At 36.1% G+C, this 19087-nt stretch carries 10 protein-coding genes; 3 read left to right on the top strand and 7 right to left on the bottom strand.

All coding sequences use genetic code 11. The features are described 5' to 3' along the window. Positions 1–3: 3 nt before the first annotated feature. The 4 genes from coaBC to gyrB form a co-directional block, all read right to left on the bottom strand. Entirely contained in the window at positions 4–1404 is a 1401-nt protein-coding gene (gene coaBC, locus Bho11B_RS01280; protein WP_035006377.1) for a bifunctional phosphopantothenoylcysteine decarboxylase/phosphopantothenate--cysteine ligase CoaBC, read from the bottom strand. Between the two features lie 80 nt (positions 1405–1484). Beyond that, a complete protein-coding gene (ubiB, locus tag Bho11B_RS01285) occupies positions 1485–3071 on the bottom strand; it encodes a 2-polyprenylphenol 6-hydroxylase (protein WP_078674129.1) in 1587 nt (528 codons plus the stop codon). Between the two features lie 3 nt (positions 3072–3074). Next, entirely contained in the window at positions 3075–3857 is a 783-nt protein-coding gene (gene ubiE, locus Bho11B_RS01290) for a bifunctional demethylmenaquinone methyltransferase/2-methoxy-6-polyprenyl-1,4-benzoquinol methylase UbiE (RefSeq protein ID WP_078673456.1), read from the bottom strand. Positions 3858–3978: 121 nt separating this feature from the next. Continuing rightward, entirely contained in the window at positions 3979–6408 is a 2430-nt protein-coding gene (gene gyrB / locus Bho11B_RS01295; RefSeq protein WP_078673457.1) for a DNA topoisomerase (ATP-hydrolyzing) subunit B, read from the bottom strand. Positions 6409–7100: 692 nt separating this feature from the next. On the opposite strand from gyrB, the gene Bho11B_RS01300 reads away from it, so the two are divergent. Next, positions 7101–7964 carry a transporter substrate-binding domain-containing protein gene (locus tag Bho11B_RS01300; protein WP_078673458.1) on the top strand — a complete coding sequence of 288 codons (864 nt, stop codon included), beginning with the start codon at positions 7101–7103 and terminating at the stop codon, positions 7962–7964. A gap of 11 nt (positions 7965–7975) precedes the next feature. Here Bho11B_RS01300 and Bho11B_RS01305 read toward each other — a convergent pair whose 3' ends face one another. After that, positions 7976–9508 carry a YifB family Mg chelatase-like AAA ATPase gene (locus tag Bho11B_RS01305; protein ID WP_078673459.1) on the bottom strand — a complete coding sequence of 511 codons (1533 nt, stop codon included), beginning with the start codon at positions 9506–9508 and terminating at the stop codon, positions 7976–7978. A gap of 432 nt (positions 9509–9940) precedes the next feature. Here Bho11B_RS01305 and Bho11B_RS01310 point away from each other — a divergent pair, with 432 nt between their 5' ends. Then, positions 9941–11902: an autotransporter assembly complex family protein gene (locus tag Bho11B_RS01310; protein WP_078674075.1), complete on the top strand. Its 1962-nt coding sequence runs from the start codon at positions 9941–9943 to the stop codon at positions 11900–11902. After that, positions 11902–16554 carry a translocation/assembly module TamB domain-containing protein gene (locus Bho11B_RS01315; protein WP_078673460.1) on the top strand — a complete coding sequence of 1551 codons (4653 nt, stop codon included), beginning with the start codon at positions 11902–11904 and terminating at the stop codon, positions 16552–16554. Before Bho11B_RS01310 ends, Bho11B_RS01315 begins: the two co-directional genes overlap by 1 nt. A gap of 28 nt (positions 16555–16582) precedes the next feature. Here the strand turns inward: Bho11B_RS01315 and Bho11B_RS01320 are convergent, their stop codons facing one another. Next, positions 16583–18349 carry an ABC transporter ATP-binding protein gene (locus Bho11B_RS01320; protein WP_078673461.1) on the bottom strand — a complete coding sequence of 589 codons (1767 nt, stop codon included), beginning with the start codon at positions 18347–18349 and terminating at the stop codon, positions 16583–16585. 198 nt (positions 18350–18547) lie between these two features. After that, complete coding sequence (gene infC / locus Bho11B_RS01325) at positions 18548–19066, bottom strand: translation initiation factor IF-3 (protein WP_078674130.1); 519 nt, start codon at positions 19064–19066, stop codon at positions 18548–18550. Positions 19067–19087 lie beyond the last annotated feature (21 nt).

Consider the following 19087-nt stretch of genomic DNA (forward strand, 5'->3'; position numbering starts at 1 on the left):
TCGTTATTCATGAGTGGTAGCAAGAGAAGAAAAAAATGATACAATAATATTTACCAATTTTTCAGCTACTTTTTGTTTACTCATACGTGGCCAATGTTCGATATTGTTTTTGCTTACGAAAAAAATTTCATTTGTATCAGAACCCATGACGTTTTTACCATCTGCGTTAAAAGAAACATTATTAGCAAGAATGAAGTCTGCTCCTTTTTGAATACATTTTTTTTGTGCATTAGCAATGATATTGCACGTTTCAGCAGCAAAGCCAATCACAAGTGGAGGACGATTTGGAGCATGACCGATTGTAGCTAAAATGTCAGGATTTTCAACCATGTGCAAAGAAAATGGTGTTTGATTGGATTCCTTTTTTATTTTCTGCAAAGATTGTGTTTGACTGCGCCAATCACAAACAGCAGCAACAAAAATAGCACCATCAGCGGGGAGTGATTCTTGTACGGCTTGTAACATTTGGCAAGCTGTTTTCACATGAATAGTTTTTACTCCTCCTGGATCCATAAGATCAACAGGACCACAAATAAGTGTCACAGTTGCACCTAAGTTAGCTAAGGCTATTGCAATGGCATGTCCTTGTTTACCTGATGAGCTATTAGCTAGATAACGCACTGGGTCAATTGGTTCATGAGTAGGTCCAGAAGTTACAATAAAGTGACGACCACAAAGTGATTTTTTTTGTGCACCCAAAAGTGCTTCTGTTGAAGCTACAATGGTTAGAGGCTCACTCATACGTCCACAACCTCTTTCGTTTTGTTCAGCCATTTCGCCTACTTCTGGTCCTACCATGTGGACTCCATCTGCACACAATTTTGCAATGTTACGAATAGTCGCTGGGTGTGTCCACATAGCTGGATTCATTGCAGGAGCAATTAAAAGTGGACAATGTGCTGCTAAGATGGCGCAATTAGCTAAATCATCCGCTATTCCAGTGGCTATTTTTGCAATACGATTTGCAGTGGCTGGAGCTACAATAATTAAATCAGCCTGACGCGCTAATCGGATATGAGCAACATCTTGTTCTTCTTCACGTGAAAATAAATCGTTATATACATGACCACCATTGAGAACTTCAGCAGCTAGAGAGGTGATAAATTTTTGAGCTGCTTTTGTCATAATAATGTTTAAATGGGCTCCACGTTCTCGCAAACGGCGAATTAAATCAAGTGCTTTATAGGCTGCAATACTGCCACCAATAATAAGAAGAATTGATTTTGATTTTAATGATTGTTGTTCAACAGTGCTTACTTTTTGTTGTGATATAATGGATGTTTTTGCGAGATTATTTAATATGTGAAGAGTTTCTTCTTCTATAGAAATACCATTTTGCGCAGCGCGTACACGCAGAAATTCTTGAATCTCAAGTGATACATTTCGAAGGGTAATATTCGCCATAATATATCTCCGAAATATTAAAATGATAGAAATAGTTTCATTAATTGTGTCTCCTTTAATATTTTAATATATTGCGTAAGTTAGAAAGAAGGAAAAAGAAAAAAAGTGATAAAAAGCAAACAAAAAGCAATAATGAATAAGCTATAGCGACCATAACGGTTATTGCGTCTTTGTTCAAAAGCAAGTTGTTTAAGCGTAGCAGGAGAAAGATAAAGTCCTGTCTTTGTCATTTTACTTAACCCTTCTTCTATCTGTTGGAAATTTTGTATCAATTGTGGAGTTTGACGTACAAGTGAAAGCAATGCTTGTGTTCCTTCACTCATATCTTTTACAAGTCCGATCGGTCCTAAGTTTTTGCTAATCCATTCTTTGACAATTGGTTCAGAGGCTTTCCACATGTTAAAATCTTGATCTAATGAGCGTGCTACTCCTTCAACAACCACCATGGTTTTTTGCAGTAATAAGAGTTCAGGCCGCGTTTTCATATCAAATAGTTCAGTAACTTCAAATAAGAGTGTAAGCAATTTGGCCATAGAAATACTTTGTGCGGATTGTCCATGAATAGGTTCACCAATAGCTCGGTTGGCTTGAGCAAAACTCTCAATATTATGATGTGATGGGACATAACCTGCTTCAAAATGAGCGTATGCTACACGATGATAATCGCGAGTAATAAAACCGTAAAGAATTTCAGCAAGAAAATGCTTTTCTTTTTTTCCAAGCCGTCCTGTGATTCCTAAATCAACCGCAACAATACATCCTTGTGGATCAACAAATAAATTACCAGGATGCATATCAGCATGAAAAAAGCCATCACGTAAAGTATGACGGAGAAAAGATTGAATGAGTGTAATGGCTAAAGCTTTTAAATCAAAACCAGCTTTTTTAAGTTCTGGAATATCAGACATTTTTATGCCATCAATCCATTCCATTGTTAAAACATTCCGCCCCGTTCGTTCCCAATCAATTTTGGGTACCCGAAAACCTGCATCATGTTGAGTATTTTCAGCCATTTCTGATATAGCAGCTGCTTCTAAGCGCAAATCCATTTCAATTTGCGTTGTTTGTGCCAAAGTATCAACAACACGAACGGGACGTAAACGTCGAGAGGCAGGTATATAACGTTCTTGTAAATGGGCAATGAGATAAAAACCTTTAAGGTCTTTTGCAAAACGATTTCTAATATTAGGACGGATAACTTTAACGGCGCATTTTTTTTTGTTGCCTGTTTTATCATAGTATTCAGCTGGGTGAACTTGGGCAATAGAAGCTGCTGCAATAGGCGGGTGAAAATCTGTGAATAAATCATTAATAGATTGGCCGAGAGAGTTTTCAATTTGAATAATTGCATCGGCACAAGGAAAAGTTTGAACACGATCTTGGAGTTGAGCTAAGTCTGCTGCAATATCGCGCCCAACAATATCTGGCCGAGTAGCAAGAAATTGACCAAGTTTGACGTAAGATGGGCCAAGTTTATTGATAGCATGTGATATATTTTCAGATCGATGTTTTTTTTTCGTTTTACGTCGTGCTAATACGCTCGCTATACGGTGATATACTGCTGGAAATCCTTGAAGGCCATCACAAGGGAGAGCGCTAATAACACCCTCTCGCGTAAAAACAAATAATGCACGTAAAAGTTGAAAATAGGTAGAAATTTGTACCATTTTTTAAATTTTCCAACCTGAATATAATGTTGCAATAGCACCTGTAAGAGTGCGATATGATACCGAGGAAAAGCCTGCGCTTTTGATGATATGGGCAAAGTCATTTTGTTTAGGAAATTTACGAATCGATTCAATCAAATAATGATATGCATCATGATCACCTGCAATGAATTGACCCAGTTTGGGAATAGCATGGAAAGACCAAAGGTCATAAATTTTATCAAGTAGAGGCATTTCAACATTTGAAAATTCTAAGCACAAAAAACGTCCACCTGGTTTTAAAACACGAAAAGCTTCTTTAAGAGCTTTATCAATATGTGGTACATTACGAATTCCAAAGGCAATAGTATAAGCATCAAAACTTTGATCTTCAAAAGGCAAAAGTTCTGCATTGGCTTCAATAAAGTCAATAAGAGAGGCAAGATTATTTTTTTGTGCACGTTTTTTACCAACGTTTAGCATTGAGTCATTAATATCAAGGACTGTAACATGAGCTTTTTTGCGTGAGGCGTTGAGAATACGAAAAGCAATGTCGCCAGTACCACCGGCTACATCAAGAGCTTTCCAGTTAGAAATAGCAGGGGGAGATAGCCACGCCACCATAGAATTTTTCCATATACGATGAAGTCCAAGAGATAAGATATCATTCATTTTGTCGTAGTTTTCAGCAACAGAATGAAATACATTATCAACCATAGATTGTTTTTGCATTTCATCAACTTTTTTGAAACCAAAAAAATGTTCCATACCTCCTTCAATTCCTACGCGTTCTGTTTCCGCCGCCATAATACATGACCTTTCTTATTTTTCTTTTATCGTAAACGACATGTGAAAAAAATGCTCAAATACGAAAAAACAACGGATAAAATCATAATGTTTATATACAGCTTAAGATAAAAAAGCGCTTTTAGATATCCAGATTAGCAACACTTAAGGCATTATCTTGAATAAAAGATCGCCGTGGTTCAACTTCATCACCCATTAAGCGAGAAAAGAGTGAGTCTGCATCCGTTGCGTCATTAATTTTAACCTGTAAAAGAGTACGTGCGTCAGGATTAAGGGTTGTTTCCCACAATTGGTCGGCGTTCATTTCTCCAAGACCTTTATAACGCTGTAAAGTCAAACCTTTTTTGCCATTTTTAAAAATACTTTCTAATAAACTAATAGGTCCAAAGATACGCTCTGATTTATCCTTGCGATGCAAGAGAGGAGGGGGACTATAGACTTCTATGAGATTTTGAGCAATACGATCAATTTGGCGCGCATCCGCTGAATTTATAAGCCCTGCATCAAGTGTAATAACTTCTTTAACGCCACGCAAAATACGCTCAAAATACAACCCTCCTTCTGGTGCACAGATACCCGTCCAACCGCGTTCCATATCATCAGCAATTAAATCCAATCGATTTGCCACATTGTCTGCTGTTTGTTGAGCTTTTTCTGGTGTTGTAAAAGCTTTAGAGCCAAAAATACCAGCAATTGCGGCTTGCTCAACGATATTACGATCATAGCGTGTGTGAAGACCATTGAGAAGTTGGCGTAACATACGGGCATCTTCAGCAAGCTTACGCAAATCAGCACCGGCAAGAACCTCACCTGTTGCAAGTTCTAATGTCGTTTCTTCCAATCCCGCATCAATTAAAAATTCTTCGAATGCTGCTTCATTTTTTATATATTGAAAAGATTTACCACAGGATACTTTATAAAGAGGTGGTTGAGCAATATACAGATGTCCACGTTCAATCAATTCAGGCATTTGTCTAAAAAAGAAGGTGAGAAGTAGGGTGCGGATATGTGCTCCGTCAACGTCCGCATCTGTCATAATAATAATTTTATGATAACGTACCTTATCTGGCGAAAATTCGTCTTTCCCGATGGAGGTACCAAGAGCAGTGATGAGTGTTCCGATCATTTCAGATGAAAGCATTCGGTCAAAGCGTGCTCGTTCGACGTTAAGAATTTTACCACGCAAGGGCAAAATTGCTTGATTTTGACGTGAACGTCCACTTTTAGCGGATCCACCAGCTGAATCTCCCTCGACAATAAAGATTTCTGATTTTGTAGGATCACGTTCCTGACAATCAGCAAGTTTTCCTGGTAAAGAAGTGATATCAAGGGCTCCTTTACGTCGTGTGAGTTCCCGTGCTTTACGAGCTGCTTCACGGGCAGCTGCAGCTTCTACTACTTTACTGATAAGGATTTTTGCTTCATTAGGGTGTTCTTCTAGCCATGATGAAAGACCTTCATTGACCAAATTTTCAACAATAGGACGCACCTCTGAAGAAACCAATTTATCTTTTGTTTGAGAGGAAAATTTTGGGTCAGGCACTTTGACAGAAAGAATAGCTGTTAAGCCTTCACGACAATCATCACCAGTTAAATTAACTTTTTCTTTTTTGGCAATCCCTGAGGATTCTGCATAACCATTAATTTGACGTGTTAAAGCGCTACGAAAACCTGCTAAATGAGTTCCTCCATCTCGTTGCGGAATATTATTAGTAAAACACAATACTTTTTCATGGTAGGAATCATTCCACCATAAAGCAACATCTACGCTTATGCCATCTTTTTCGTTTGTGATATAAATAGGATTATCAATGAGAGCTTTTTTTGATTGATCGATATGTTTGACAAATTCAATTAATCCACCTTCATAATGCAATTCTACTGATTGAACATCAGCATGACGTTGATCTGTAAGGATGATGTGTATACCCGAATTTAAAAAAGCTAATTCTCGTAGACGACGCTCTAAAGTTTCGAAATCAAATTCAACCATCGTAAAGGTTTCAGAACTTGGTAAAAAAGTTATTTCTGTTCCGCTTTCTGAATCACAATCATCAACAATTTTTAATGGGGAATCAGCGACTCCATGTGTAAACGACATTTCATGAATTTTTCCATTACGCTTAATACGTAACCGTAGCCAAACAGAAAGTGCATTAACAACAGAAACTCCAACACCATGCAATCCTCCGGAAACTTTGTAAGAATTTTGATCAAATTTTCCACCAGCATGGAGTTGTGTCATGATAACTTCAGCGGCCGAAATACCCTCGGTTGGATGAATATCTGTTGGAATTCCACGTCCATTATCACGAACAGAGCAGGATCCATCAGCATGAAGTGTGACATTTACAAGAGTAGCGTAACCAGCTAAAGCTTCATCAATAGCGTTATCTACAACTTCATAAACCATATGGTGCAGACCTGAACCATCATCGGTATCACCAATATACATGCCAGGACGTTTGCGCACAGCATCAAGACCTTTAAGGACTTTAATGGAAGATGCACCATAGTCACCACACGCTGGCGAAGTTGTTTCATCACTCATAGGTCAATCCATTTCTGTATTTAATTTCAATATTTCGTCATTTTTTTGTGGGCTTAATATTTTAGCCCGTTATTTATAGAATAACAACATTAGATGTTTACCGTATATCAGATCTATATTCAACATGTGTCCTGTCTAGAATAGATATAGAGGTTTTTCATATTCAAATGATGATGTTTTGTCGATACGTGTTGCACGATTATTCCTTTATAATAAAAGGATGATAAAGAGGTTCCTATTTTAAAAATGAAGGATGATTTTGGTTATATTTTATAGCTTTAAAATAAGATTTATGTTCCTTGGAAGGAAAGTTATTGCTTCATTGTTTTGAATTGATTGTGTCTAGAATAGTATTTACAAAATTAAGATATCATTCTTGCATATCTGCAGAATAGAAGAAAGTCACAATCATTACAAGGAAAACAGGAATAAAGCCAATATTCCTATAGAAATTTATTTTAAACTAAGAAAATTATTGTTTTTTATATTTTTATCTACAAAAGCACACTATAAAATCCATATTATAGATCTAAAAATATATAGAAACTCTTAAATTTTTTAACAATTGTGAGGAATATTAAAGACTTTAACCTATTTAAAATATCAACTCTTTTTAGTTGAGCTTTTAACACTGTGACAAAGAAAAAAGAGTAGTTTAGCTATAAATAATTTATTGGGGGGAGATTTTAAAAATGAATATATTCATCAATATATTAAATTCTTTTATTGGAATTTTATTTATAGCGTCGGTCCTTTTTTTTTCATCTTTTGTAAAGGTTGGGATGGGAGGCAGGCTTCCTTCTTTTTTTAATGCGCACGAACATTTGATACAGCCTGATATAGCGAATATAAAGCGTTTACGTTTTGTTACAACGTTTGATTTTCCTCCTTTTAACTTTCTTGATAAAACAGGTCATCTTGCAGGCTATAATGCTGATTTATTACGTGCCATTTGCGTAAAACTAACACTTGAAAAATTATGTGAAGTAGAAGTTGTGCCTCGGGAAGAATTGGTAAATCATCTCAATAGCGATGAAGCAGAAGCAATGATTGCTGGTTTAGAAGAAACAACGGAAATGCATCAATATCTTGCTTTTACCGGAACTTATTTGCGTTTTCCTGCGCGTTTTGTATCGGATAAATCTTTGAATCTTAATGAACTGATAAGCAATAAACTTGAGTATTTAAAGAGTGGATTTTTAATTAATAGTGCATATGAAAAACTGTTTCATAGTTATTTTCCTCAAGCTGAATGGCATGGGTTTGATAATAGAAAAATGCTCTATAAAGCATTACAGGATCATGAAATTGATCTTATTTTTGATGACGGATTGGCTTTGTCCTTATGGGTAAATGATCCGCAATCAATGGATTGTTGTCATTTTGTTGGAGGAGCTTATATAGCTCCACAATTTTTAGGAGCAGGAATGCGAATCGCTGTTGCAAAAAAGAATACACATTTAGTTGATATTCTAAATTATGCTCTAAAATCTTTAGAGCGTGATGGTAAGCTGACAGAGCTTTATTTACGTTATTTTCCAATTAGTTTTTATTAATTTAAAACTCATTAAGTAATAGTTACAAGTCTTTCGTTGTTTAACCGATAGGAAATAGCTTCTGCAAGGTGATGGCGTGCAAGATGCTGTGCTTGATCAAGATCAGCAATAGTGCGTGCGACTTTGAGAATACGATGATAAGCACGTGCGGAAAGGTGCATCTTTTCGCTAACATCACGGAGTAATGTAGCGGCATTTTGATCGGGAATAGCAATTTGTTCAATGATTTTTGCAGGACAGTCGCTATTGGTTCGGATGTGGGGAAGATCCAGTGCTGCAAAACGCTTAGCTTGAATAGAACGCGCTTGTGCAACGCGTTTTGCGACATTAGAGCTTTTTTCTGACTGTTTTTGTTGCATGAGATCCATTGCTGTTAAAGCAGGGACTTCGATACGTAAATCAATGCGATCAAGTAAAGGACCAGAAATACGGGATTGATAATCAATTTGGCACCGTATACCTTTGGAACAAACATGACCTTTTTCACCAGCCATACCGCATCGACAGGGGTTCATTGCAGCGATGAGTTGAATACGAGCGGGATAGCTTATATGGTGATTTGCACGGGCAATAATGCATTCTCCGCTCTCTAAAGGTTGACGAAGAGAATCAAGAACTTGAGGAGAAAATTCAGGAAATTCATCTAGAAATAAAACACCATTATGAGCAAGTGATACTTCTCCTGGCCGTCCTTTGAGGCCACCACCAATCATTGCAGCCATAGAGGCAGAATGATGTGGAGAACGAAAGGGACAATGGCGTGATATAGTATTATGTGTTGTTTCTCCTGTAATAGAAGAAATAAGAGCAACATCTAAAAGCTCGCGGCTATCAAGAGGTGGTAAAATAGAAGGTAAGCATTGGGCTAGCATAGATTTTCCTGCACCAGGAGGACCCACAAATAGAAGATTATGTCGTCCTGCTGCACAAACTTCTAATGCTCGTTTTGCAGATTGTTGTCCTTTAATCTCACAGAGATCTGGTAATTCGGTTGATGTGGTATATTGACGTGGTTGTGGTCTTTTTTGAATTTGTGTTCCTTTAAAATGGTTGATTATCATAAGAAGATTTTCAGGGGCAAGAATATCCATTTCTGCGTTTGCCCATGCTGCTTCTGGGCCGCATTTGTGAGGGCAAATTAATCCTTTATCAAGCGATAATGCTGTCATTGCAGTTGGTAAAACACCATTAACAGAGTTAATAGATCCATCAAGTGATAATTCACCTAAAATGATATATTTTTGAGCTATATCGGAAGGAAGAAGATTCATAGCGAGCATTAAGCCTAAGGCAATGGGAAGGTCATAATGTGAACCTTCTTTGGGCAAATCAGCTGGTGCAAGATTAACGGTAACTCGTTTGTTTGGCATAGAAAGCCCGCAGGCATGAAGAGCTGCTTGTATTCGTTCACGACTTTCTGCGACTGCTTTATCGGCTAATCCAACAATAGCCATTCCTATTTTGCCGGAGGAAATCATAACCTGTACATCAACAGGAATTGCTTCTAGACCACGAAAAGCAACCGTTGTAACATGTGCGACCATTATTTTATTTCCCCCCTTCTTTTATTTGAAAGACACAATCATATCTATGTATAAAAATCAAGAAGTGCCTCTACACGCTTTTTGATGAAGATATATATTCAGGATTTGAGAGCACTGTGATGGAGGGGCATTCGTATAAATTTAACTATAATAATATATGCCTCAATAAAGTATTTAAAAGAGATTAAATGAATGTGTTAAAAACATAAAAATATAATATTTTAGTTTTGTCTCACAGTTCTTCACAATCTGTGAATATGGAAAAAACGGAAAAGAAATATGAAATCGCATATTTTAAAAAAAATGTATGATTTAATGTAATTAAAGAGGGTGAAGAACTTAATAATAGAAAACAATGTTTATCGTTCTTTAGTTGATTTTATTTATAAGAAAAAAACATCAAAATATTTATTAAGAGTATCTGATTTGGGAATGTGTCCGACAAGAATTTCTTTGAAATCAATAACCGCATACAGCGTAGTGATAGCCTTATGCCTAATTTTTGTTTTTACACGGTCAGTTTTCGCATTTGAGCTCTTTGGTTTTCATTTATTTGGAAAAAAAACCTCAGCTTCTTTTCCATCTGGAGTAAATAGTACAGAAAAATCTTATACCGTCGAAGTGGTTGCTCCACCAGGGGCTCCACAAGAAGGGATTAAAATAGCTAAAGCTGCATCTTCTCTTGTTTCTGATCAAGGTAAAACAGTAGCAAATTCATCTGGTTTGTTAGCTAAAGCCCGTTCAAATTATCGGACAATACTTGCAGCCCTTTATGCTGATGGCCGTTATGGTGGTATCATCAGTATTAAAATTAATGGTTTGGAGGTTTCTGATTTAAGCCCTTTGTCTCAGTTACCAACTCATTCGAATATTATCATTACAATTGATGCTGGACCACAATATGTTTTTAATGTTGCGAATTTCAATAAAGCTTTTTTTCTTGAAAGGTATAAAACAGGTGAAATTCTTTCAGTGGAAAATTTAGGTTATAAAGTTGGTGCTGTTGCAAAATCTGAGACTATTCTTAAAGCAGAACGGTGGTTAATAGAAAGATGGCGTCAACAAGGTTATGCTAAAGCCAATATTGTGAATCGTGATGTTGTTGCTGATCATGCAGCACGCTTTATTGATGCGCAGATTACAGTTAATCCTGGGAAAAAGGCTTATTACGGCTCTTTAAATGTGCGTAATGTGAGCCAAAAACCACGTATAGATTCAGCTTATATTGCATGGATGACGGGATTAAAACCAAATCAACAATATAATCCTGATGCGTTGATTAAGGCAAATAAACGGCTTGCACGACTTGACGTTTTTCGTGCAGTGATTGTGCGTGAGGCTGAAACAATTAGCTCTGATGGTCATTTACCACTTACACTTGTTTTAGAAGAACGTAAGCCACGACGTTTTGGTATTGGTGGTAGCTATTCAACATTAGATGGCGTAGGACTTGAAGCTTATTGGATGCACAATAACATTTTTGGCCATGCAGAGCACCTTAAAATTGAAACTAAAATAAGCGATATCGGTAGTAGAAAAGAAGAGTCTTATCATCCGAAAAATTTTAATTATCTTTTGGGAGCGACATTTATTAAGCCTGGCATCATTACTCCTGATACTGATTTTGCAGCAGAACTGAAAGGAGAACAAGATGTTTTAGATAATTATACTACAAAAGCTTTCAAAGGACAGTTGGGGATTAGGCATATTTTTAATGATCAGTTATCAGGGCGAGTTGCTGTAGCTACTTTTAATGGTTATTCTCGTGATGATTATTTTGGAAGCCGTCATTTCACCACAATTGGATTATTGAGTGGTTTGATTTATGATGGTCGTAATAATCCAGTTAATGCGACAAAGGGTTTGTATGGTGAAGCAGTTCTTGAACCGCTTTATGAAATGCGTTTTGATAATTTTGTGACAAAAATGACAATAGAAGGTCGGTCTTATTGGGCGTTTGATGTAAAAGAGCATTTTATTTTTTCAACACGCGTAAAGCTTGGTACAATTATTGGAGGTAATACAGCTGAATTGCCTTCAGATACACTTTTTTTTGCTGGTGGCGGTGGATCTGTTAGAGGATATGCTTATCGTAATATTGGTATCAAAACAAAAAATGATACTATTATTGGTGGGCGTTCTCTTATTGAAGGATCAGCTGAATTACGCCTTTCCTTTAATAATAAAATAGGATTTGTGAGTTTTATTGATGGCGGCTTTGTAGGGGAAAAAACGCATTTTAATTTTTCACAACAAATGAAATGGGGCGCGGGCATTGGAGGCCGTTATATGACTAGTTTTGGCCCTTTTCGGTTTGATGTAGCTTTTCCTTTTAAGCGAGAGAAAAGTGATCCTCGTGTTGGTTTTTATGTCGGTATAGGACAAGCATTCTAATGAAAAAAATGTGGTATTTGAGGTTTTTTTTATTTGGATTTTCTCTTTTGATGATGCTCTCTTTTGTCTTTGTTCAAAGAGGAAATTCATTCGCCGGAGAGGAAATAGAAAATGATCGTTCATGGCTTGTTTCTTTTATTGAACGTAAACTTTCCACACCTAATCGACAAATTCGTTTGCATAATGTCCAGGGGGCATTATCTTCACAGGCGTCTATTGATACAATTACTATAAGTGATAACAAAGGTATTTGGCTTAAAATTAACAATGCTAAGATCGATTGGAATCGTTTAGCTTTACTGCGAGGACATGTTAAAATTAATCAGCTTTCAGCAGAAAAAATTATATTTTTACGTAAACCACAAAATTCCTCCTCAATTTCCTTTTTTGAAGCTGATCAGTTTTCCATACCTAAATTGTCTATGGCAATTTTTGTGAATACATTGATGGTTGAGTATCTGACCTTTGAAAAAGACATTTTTGGCTTTGTTTCTGATGTATCATTAAAAGGGCATTTAACCTTAAGTAATGATGAGCTGGATACTAATATAGAATTTCAACGTTTAGATGAATTAGGTTATTTTTCTATCTTAACAAAAATATCCAAAAACGATCGTACAGCTAAAATTGATATTATTGCTGATGAACCACAAAATGGTATTATAGCTAATATTCTTGAGCTTGAAAAGCGTCCTGCATTAAACCTCTCCATTAAAGGTAATGGAACTTTTGATGATTTGGTTATTATGCTTAATTTAAAAGCTAATCAGCAACCTATTTTGGGGGGAAATTTTACTCTCGTAGAGGCTGCAGAAGGTCATAGTCTCATAACAAATTTAGATGGAACAATTGGTCGTTTAATGCCTGTTCAATCTCAATATCGTAGTTTCTTTGAATCTAATTTTGCTTTAAAAGCAAAAGTAACGATGACGAACGAAGGTGCAATGCATCTTAATCATATGACTCTTCAAGGCGATACAATTGATGTTGTAGCTAATGCTGAAATAGCGAATGATGGATTTTTACGACGTCTTTTTGTTGATGGCAAAATAGCTTTTGATAAAGAAAAAGCATCAACTCGTTTACCACGGCTAAAGACACAAACACACATAGATAATCTTGCTTTAACAGTTGATTATGGCCGTAAAGGACAACAAACTTGGAAAGGGCGGCTTGCTGTACATCATTTGAGCAATGACAATATTCATATTCGTGATGCTGTTTTTGATATGGGGGGTGTGAGTGAAAATCTTGATAATTTAGTTTCTCGTCATGTAGGTATTCAGATTAATGGTATGCTTCAGGGAATTACAAGGATTAAGGATGGTTTTGCAGAAGATTTAAATCAACCAGTTTATATACATCTTGATACGGATATTCTTTCTGGAAAACCAATGTCAATCCATGATTTTAGTGTTAAAGCTCAGGATTTTTCTATTTGGTTAAAAGGACAAATGGATCGTTTTATTTTTAAAGGAGATCTTGGTGTAAAAGCACAAACATTAGCACCTTTGGGTTTGTTGAATGGACAGTCATTTTCTGGTGGTGCGGATATTAAAGCAAAAGGAAATTTTAATTTAATTAAAGGGACTTTTGATCTTAAATTTTTAGGCACAACTGACAATGCTAAAATAGGAAGGGCAGCAGTTGATCATTTATTAAAGGGAGAACTTTTTCTTTCAGGTGATATTGCGCGGAATAGAATAGGTTTAATCGTTAATGATTTCCATTTAAAAAATCAGTTTGCCAATCTAAAAGCTGATGGCTATTTTGGCAGAGAAAGCGCTGAAATGGATTTTTCTGCTCAAATATCTAATCTTTCTCTGTTAGATCCAAGAATGGATGGATCTGCTACAATTAAAGGCGCTGCTAGAGGACATAATAGTCTTATAACAATCAGTACAAAGGCTCAAATTGTTGAAGCCTTTTTGGTTGGTAAAAAACTTCAAAATACAATATTCAATATGAATGTGCTTATGGATAATACATCACCAGTTTCCCCCTATTTAACGGGTTTTATAGAAGGAGAAGGGACTTTTTCTGAGAAACCATTACAGCTATCTGCTGTTTTTAACAATACCGATCATATCTGGAAGCTTCAGGGTATCAATATTAAAGGAGGTAATGCACGTATAACCGGTGATATTACTCAAACTTTTGAACGTTTTTTGAAAGGAAATTTGCATATTGATGCGGACGATATTTCAACTCTTTCTGCATTATTTTTGCAAAAAGGAAGTGGGAAGGTAAAGGGCGACTTTATTTTTGATGAAAGAAATAACCAACAGATAGCAAATTTAAAAGCTAATGTTAATAATTTTATACTTGCAAAAAATGAAATAAAAAAATTGGCTATACAAGCTGATATATTCAACCCTTTTGGCGCGATACAATTTAAAGGTTCTGTTAATGCAGAACATATTCGGACACCCTTTATGATGGTCAATCATTTGAATGCTCAAGCTTTGAATAACGATGGACAAACTGTTTTTAATGTTCAAGCAGTGCTACATAATGATACAGATGCAAAGCTTTCTGGACGCGTTATAACAGAGGGATTATTTGAAGATGTGAAACAAAAAGTGGAGCTTGAAACTATAGATGTGAAACAAGTTGGTCTGCATGCAGCATTACTTAAACCAGTGACCATCCTCTTTGATAAAAATGGAATAACGATGAATAAGTTAGGAATTTCTGTCAATGAAGGTGAAATCGTGCTTTCAGGCAATATTCAAGATACTCTTAATTTGCATCTTAAAATGAGTGCTGTGCCTGCTACATTAGCGAATCTTTGGAAGTCAGATCTTGATGCTGCCGGGACTTTAACAGGAGATATTATGGTCCATGGAAGTTTTACAAAGCCTGAGATAATCTATGATGTAAGGGGCCAAGAGTTAATGATTGCTCCTTTGCAAGAAAAGAAAATAAAGCCTTTTACTTTTTCTGCTAAGGGTAAAGCAGTCAATCAAGCTCTTCTTTTATCTGCTGAGCTAAGCGGAGATGGATTGCAAGTGCAAGCACAAGGAAAAGTCCCTCTAGATAAGAGCAATTTTGATTTACATGTTAGTCTAAAAAATTTTCCTGCACATTTGGTCAATGGTTTTATCAAGGGAGAGCCTTTTGGGGGAGAAGTGGTTGGTAAGGTTGATGTTGGCGGAGATTGGAAGAGTTTGTCTACCCATTTTGACCTCACTAGTCAAAATTTGACAGTCATGACTCATAAAGGACCAGAGTCGATGAATATGAATATCCGTGGTTTTTATAAAAAATCAATATTTCATATTGAGCATATGGTAGCATCGGGCGCCAAGGATTTGGATCTTTCTGTTAATGGACAAATTTCTTTGAATAATTCAAAAGTTGAATTGCATGTTAGAGGCATGATGCCTCTTAGTTTTATGAATCAATTTGTAGCTGAGCGTGGTGCGCATGTAGCGGGAATAGTAAAAATAGAGAGCACTATCAGTGGTGCATTGCCTCAGCCACAATTAAAAGGACATTTTTCTGTATCTAATGGTCACTTTTTAGATACACAAACAAATTTAGAATTGGATAATATAAGGTTTGAAGGCAAACTAAATGGCGATCATGTGATTTTAGAGAATGCTTATGCTTCTTCTTATGGAGGGTCTCTTTCTGCTTCAGGTCGCATTTCTAATGATTTGCAGACTGATCTAGTGATTCATCTCGATCATGCCCATTATAATGACGGGTCTATGATTTTTGCGACATTAACAGGCGAAATGACAGTAACTGGTTATTTTTTGCGTGATCTTGTTGTTGGTGGTGATGTCACAATTGAAAAAGCAGAGCTTCTTATTCCTGATAATTTTAAAAATGCAGCATTTTTAAATCTTAAACATAAGAACTTAATCGCACCGATTCAAAAAACACTTGAACGAGCTAATGTTAAAACTTATGGTCATAATCAAGATGTTTCTGAAGAGTCTTCTTCTGTTATCCGGTTAGATGTAAAAATTAATGCACACAACAAATTTTTTGTGCGTGGTCGAGGGGTTGATGCTGAATTAGGAGGAAGCATTAATTTAAAAGGCCCTTTGCAGGGTATGCGTCCAGTTGGTGAATTACAAATGATTCGCGGAAGGTTTGATATTCTTTCACAACGTCTCAATTTCGATAAAGGACAGGTAAGTTTTAACGGTAATCTTAATCCTACTGTTTATTTTATTACCAACAATAATAATGGTGATATTCGTGTTAATGTAATAGTAAAAGGAACAATTGATAATCTTGATATTCAGTTTTCTTCACAACCTGTTTTACCACAGGATGAGGTATTGGCGCGTTTGATTTTCAATCGCTCTCTTAACGAATTATCGCCATTTCAAATTGTTCAGCTTACAGCAGCAGCTGCTGAGCTTGCTGGTGCTTCTAACACATCTTTATTGAATACTTTACGATCCCATATTGGTCTCGATGATCTTGATGTTGTTGTTGATAAAAAAGGCAACACAGGTTTACGTGTTGGACGCTATATACATTCTAATATTTACTTGGGTTTTGAGGCGGGATCGAATGGAACAACGAAAGGAACAATTAATTTGGATATTTCACGTCATCTTAAAGCTAAAGGGGCTATAGGAAGTGAAGAAAATACGAGTTTTGGTTTGTTCTATGAAAAAGATTATTAACTTAAAAATTAGTGATAAAATCTATTATTTAAAGGTTCTGTTCTTCAAATTGGATATGGTGAAGTTTTTTATAAACACCTTCTTTTTTTGCTAGTAACTCTTGTTGGGTTCCTTGTTCAATAAGACGCCCATTTTGGATCACAATAATTTTATGAGCACGGGCAATCGTTGAAAGACGATGAGCAATAACAATAGTGGTACGTCCTTGTGTAAGGTGATCAAGAGCTTCATTGATTTGTGCTTCAGTGTGTGAATCTAACGCACTTGTTGCTTCATCAAGAAGCAAGATTTCACTGTCATGAAGCATGGCACGGGCAATGGCGATACGTTGTTTTTGTCCACCTGACAGATTATTGCCATTATCCCCAACTTGGGTGTCATAACCGTTAGGTAAATCCATAATAAAGTCATGAGCATTGGCTGCTTTTGCTGCTTTAATAATATCGTTATCACTTGCTCCTTCTTTTCCAAGTCCGATATTATATTTAACGCTTCCTTGGAATAGAAAAGTATCTTGTCCTACATAGGCCATAAGATTTCTAAGGGAACGAAATGTGATGTAGCGAATATCTTGATCATTGATCAATATACGTCCTTGAGTAGGATCATAAAGGCGCATAAGAAGGCTAATAAAAGTCGATTTTCCTGAACCGGATGGTCCTACTAATGCTGTCATTTTACCTGCTTCAATTTCTAGATTAATGTCGTTTAACACCATCTGATCATCAGTATAAGCAAAAGAAACATGTTCAAAACGTATTGAATTTTGTTTTTTATTAAGATCCTTAGCTTCTTTATGCTCCATAACTGTGAGAGGATGATCGAGTATTTCAAACATTGTACGGATACTAACCAGACCAGATTCAATTTTAACACGTACATTTGCTAATCTTTTGGCTGGTTCATAGGCTAAAAGTAAAGCAACAATAAAGGACATTAATTCACCTTGAACGCCTGTCCGTTGACTTGCAAGGTAGCCGGAAAAGCAGATAACACCTGCAATCGCAATGCCAGCGAGTGTTTCCATAATTGGATTTGTAGCAGCTTCAAGCATTGCGATACTATTTGCTTGTTGTTCAACATCATAAATGGCTTTATTCATGCGTTTTTGCATCAATTTTTCGAGTGAAAAAGCTTTTATTACATGAATACCAATCGTTGTTTCTTGTACGATTTTTATAATTTCTCCAAGTGAAAGAAGCTCTTTTTCCATAAGAGTGCGAACATGTTTTAAGGCTATTCGAATTCCTAAAAATGCTAATGGACCCACTATTAAGGTAATGGCAATTAATGTAAAATTTTGAATAAGCATAACAAACAAAAGGCCAATAACGGAAAGTAAATCACGCACAAATGTTGTGATAATAATATCAATAATATTGCGTGCTGCTGTTGCACTGTGGGTTACGCGGACAAGAAGATCCGATGAAGTATTATTGTGATAAAAAGAGACACCTTGTTTTATGAGGCGTGTATAAATTTTACGTTGTTGTTCAGCAACAATACTATTGCCTGCTTTGCTTAAAAAATAAGTTTGAGTAAAAATTGCGATCCCCTTAAGAATGAAAATAAAAGCAATAATACTGGAAATAAAAACAATCATATTAAAATTTTGTCCATCAATAATATGATTGACAACATCGCGCATAATCCATGCACTGATGATAGTGGTAAAGGAAATAATGATCATTGAAACAATGGCGACACTATACCAGCACACATGTTTATGAAAATTTTCTTTTAAAAGCCGAATGATGAGATGTTTATCAGAAGAGGATATTTGTGTTTTGGCCATGCAGCATTTCTATCATTTTTTTATGCAAGATCAAATCATCCTTTATAGGATGAGTTGGAGAGCTTCTGATAAATAATCTTTTGTCTACAGAAATCATTAATTTCTTATTAAAAAGTATAATACAATATCTCAGCAACATAAAAAATTGCATTTACACACTTTAAATAAGCTTTATAGGATCGAAATTGTTATTAAAAATTATTTAGGCGCCATTACCATCATAATTTGACGACCTTCAAACTTTGGTTCAGATTCGATTTTGGCAATTTCGCTTGTATTTTCTTTAACCCGCTGAAGAAGTTTTATCCCAAGATCTTTGTGCGCCATTTCGCGACCACGAAAACGCAAAGTAATTTTCACTTTGTCTCCATTATCAATAAAACGACGGATTGCTTTTAATTTGACCTCATAATCATGAATATCGACATTAGGTCTCATTTTAATTTCTTTAATTTCGATAATTTTTTGCTTTTTACGCGTTTCTGCAGCCTTTTTTTGATTTTGATATTTTAGTTTACCTAAATCAATAATTTTACAGACAGGTGGCTCTGCATTTGGCACAATCTCAACTAAATCAAGCCCCGCCTCTGCTGCCATAGAGAGTGCTTCTTGTGTTGTAACAATCCCTTGATGTTGTCCTTCATCATTAATTAATTGGACACGAGGCACGCGAATATCATGATTTGAACGCAACCCATCTTTTGGGGTAGGGGTTATTTTAAATGGTCGACGAATGGT

Source organism: Bartonella sp. 11B (genome assembly GCF_002022625.1).
Lineage (GTDB): Bacteria > Pseudomonadota > Alphaproteobacteria > Rhizobiales > Rhizobiaceae > Bartonella > Bartonella rochalimae.